The organism is Enterococcus villorum (genome assembly GCF_007990225.1).
GTDB lineage: Bacteria > Bacillota > Bacilli > Lactobacillales > Enterococcaceae > Enterococcus_B > Enterococcus_B villorum.
Genome location: NZ_BJWF01000073.1, coordinates 1 through 3483 on the forward strand (window position 1 = coordinate 1; position 3483 = coordinate 3483).

The window sequence follows — 3483 nt, forward strand, 5'->3', positions numbered from 1 at the left end:
GATAACGCTGGACGAAGCTTGACCGTTCAGGTGACAAATAACGGAGTGATAGGAGAAGTGCCAGGGTTAACTTTGAATTTACGCTGGCATAATAGAAATAGTGGACTAACAGATCTCTCTCCTTTTAATTTAATTGATAAAGAACATAGTGTATTTCAGATCTATTATCCAAAAAATATGTTGAATCCAGGAACAGTGGTGGCCAGCATTCAAATTATCCAAAATGGTCAAGTTTCCCACTCTAGGCAATTTGAGATCACGGTTCAACAACTGCAAGGAGAAGCAAAAGGGATAATTACAAAGGCGGAATATGGTGCTTTAATTGATGCCTTAGCTGATGCCAATAAATTTCGGACAGACATTGATCGACTCAATTTAGAAAAAGCATCCGTGACACAAATGAACGCTTTGAAGGAAGCAACAGATTTATCCTTAGCAAAAAAAGTAGATAAGAATGGAAATGAGCAAGTTACTTATGCCATGCTTAGTCAGGATGTTAAAATGAAATTTACAGGCGGGAGTGTAGCTGTGGTTGGTACCAATGCAGTAAATACTTCAAATTTGGTGAACGATGCGGTGACCACAAGGAAACGAACACCACTAGGAGAATTTGCAACGATTGTATCGTCGATGACGCCTAATATAGATACAACCAATCGAACCATTTCATTTGGTGATACCTTTACTCGATTGATTTATCGAAATAAAACAATCGGAGCCAATCAATTAAATGGCAAGACAATTACCATCGGAGGAGATGCCGATGGTAATTTTGTGTACTTTAATGTAGAGTCTGGTGTTCTCTCTTATAAAGTAGGATTAGCGGATTTAGAAGAAAATGATCTTTTTTTAGGTTACTGTTTTTGGGGAACAAAATTTTTCTTCTTTAATTTTCCATTTACCGTCGATGGATTATTTCCTACAAATATAGAAAGTATTCCGAATAAATCAGCTACGCCTTTCTTAAGAGGTGGACAACTAGTGTCAATCAAACCTATATTGATCGATCCAACTAATAAAAATATTCATTTTCCAAACGCTCATCTGGCCGTTGTTTCAGGAACTACTTCTTACAGCCTAGCTTATCTTAAAGATGAAATAATGGATTTATCAAATGATAGTGCGAGTTATATGTGTTTTGACACGGAAACAAACGAATTAATCTCACTTAGTCGAATCAATTTAATTAACGAAAAACAGATCTATTTAGGTTACATTAACTGGGGAAGTAGCTTTGCGGTAGATATAGTGGCAAATTACGCTGTGATTGATGGGATTGCCCAAGGAAATATAACTAAACGTTGGTTAGGAAAAACAGGAGTATTCTTGGGAGATAGCATCACTTACGGTGATAATGGTATTGGCACAGGAAAAAACTCAAACAGTTGGACAGCTCAAATGATTCCTTTAGCTGGATTTTCCTCTATTCGAAATTTAGGAAAAAAGGGAAGTAGGGTTGCAATGAGTCCGGGAAGAACAGATAGCTTTGTTGAAAGGATAGAAGAAATCACTGACGTAGATGGTGTGATTACTATTTGGGGTGGAATTAATGATTTTCATTGGAATGTCCCATTAGGATCTGATCTTGATACAGAAAAAACGACTTTTAAAGGAGCTTACAAGTATGTTCTAAAAACAATACTTGAAAATAATCCAAATGCAAAAATACTATGCATTACCCCCATGAAATCAACAAAATATATCGCAACCTATAATGAAAATGGACAATTAAACACGAACGATGTAGGAGCAACACAGGAGGATTATGTACAAGCAATTAAAATAATTGCCCAATTCTATTCTGTTCCAGTGTTAGACATGTTTGCTCAATCAAATATGAATCCTTTTATTACCAGCCACGAAAAATGGTTTGGAGACGGTCTACATCCATCTAATGAGGGATATCTTAGAATAGCAAAGCAAATCCACCATCGTTTAGAAATTTTATAGAAATAAGAGTTAAAGGATTTGGTTACAAATGTTAGAAAAATTATTAGAAGTCGATAGGATTTTAGCTGCGTTTGGTGTGGGAGGCATTTTTTCCTTATTTATGGGACTTTTCAAGCAACTAAAATCGCAACGAAAAAAAACGGAAGAACGATTCCAAAAAATTGAATCAGCCAACCTTGCATTGCTTCATGACAAAATCTATCAGCAATGCATTTCTTTTTTAGAGCAAGGTTGGATTTCAGTAGATGATTTAGAAAACTTAGAGTATATCTGGAAAGGATACAAAGGATTAGGCGGAAATGGGACAGGAGAAGCTTTATACAACAAAGTGGTTTCGTTACCGCACAAACCAACAATGGAGGAAAAATAATGGATGAAATATTGACTGCAACTTCTGTTATCGGAGCAGTTGTATTAGGCATGACCCAAATAGTAAAGCAGACGGCAATCAATAATAAGTGGTTGCCGTTTTTGAATGTCGTTTTTGGGTTAATTATCGGCACTAGCTACGCTCTAACGATTGTTCAGGGGGATATAGCAATTTATGCCTGGGCAGGGATACTTGCAGGAATGTCTGCGGGTGGTTTTTATGATCTACCAGCTAACGGAAAATTACTTTATCAAAAATCAAAATTGAGTAATAGAGGAGACGATGAAAATGAGTAAACATTTAATAGTTTTTGGTCATGGTCAAGGTGATCCTGGAGCAATGGGGAATGGTTATCAAGAAGCAACGTTTACCAGAAATATTTTAGGTCAAAAATTGAAAGCATGGGCTTCTAAATTAAAGAAAAATCAAATTGATTTCTATAATGAATCACTAGATATGTATCAACAAACTAAAGCAGGCGGTGGAGCGTATGGAGTTAATGGTTATGCTTCTGTTACAGAGTTCCATTTAGATGCAGCCGCAAGTTCTAGTGCTACAGGTGGGCATGTAATTATCAGCAATCGCTTTAATCCAGATTCTAATGATTTAGCAATTGCTAAAGTTTTAGAAAAATATGTTGGTCTTTGGGGATCGTCAAAACCTACAGGAACCTATAAACGTGATGATTTACTTAATATGAATGTTTTTGCAAATCGAGGCATTTCTTATCGCTTAGTCGAATTAGGATTCATTACGAACAAGCGGGATATTGATGAGCTAACAAAAAATCTTGATGCAATTGCAAAGGGATTAGTCGAAGCAATTACTGGCGAATCTTTAAGTGGGAACACTACTAGTTCATCTATTACGAATGTATCATCAAAACCGAAAACACCCTCGGATCATGATAAAGCAGTAGCAGCAAGTAAAGCTGTTCATCAAGGGAACGCATGGGCGAAACTAGATAAGTTCAATGAAGTAAGCAAAGGAAAAGTACGAATTGCTGGATGGTTGGTACCAGATAAACCAGATGGTCCAATTGGAAAATTTGCTTATATTCTTATCATGGAGCACGGCACCACAAAAGAAATCACTCGTCTTGCTTCCCAAGGTATCAAACGACCTGACGTGAAGAAATCCTATAATTATAAAGGTGGCGATGC

The 3483-nt window shown here is 36.6% G+C and carries 4 protein-coding genes; all 4 read left to right on the plus strand.

All coding sequences use genetic code 11. The features are described from left to right. A partial coding sequence (locus EVI01_RS13210) for an SGNH/GDSL hydrolase family protein (RefSeq protein WP_146811757.1) occupies positions 1 to 1950 on the plus strand: 1950 nt, incomplete at its 5' end. Between the two features lie 28 nt (positions 1951 to 1978). Then, on the plus strand, positions 1979 to 2320 hold the full coding sequence (locus tag EVI01_RS13215) for a hypothetical protein (RefSeq protein WP_010751830.1): 342 nt from the start codon (positions 1979 to 1981) through the stop codon (positions 2318 to 2320). Beyond that, the gene (locus tag EVI01_RS13220; protein WP_010751829.1) at positions 2320 to 2616 is read left to right on the plus strand and encodes a holin; all 297 of its coding nucleotides are present in this window, start codon (positions 2320 to 2322) and stop codon (positions 2614 to 2616) included. Before EVI01_RS13215 ends, EVI01_RS13220 begins: the two co-directional genes overlap by 1 nt. After that, the coding region (locus tag EVI01_RS13225) for an N-acetylmuramoyl-L-alanine amidase (protein WP_146811759.1) at positions 2609 to 3483 on the plus strand (875 nt) is incomplete at its 3' end. The genes EVI01_RS13220 and EVI01_RS13225, both read left to right, overlap by 8 nt.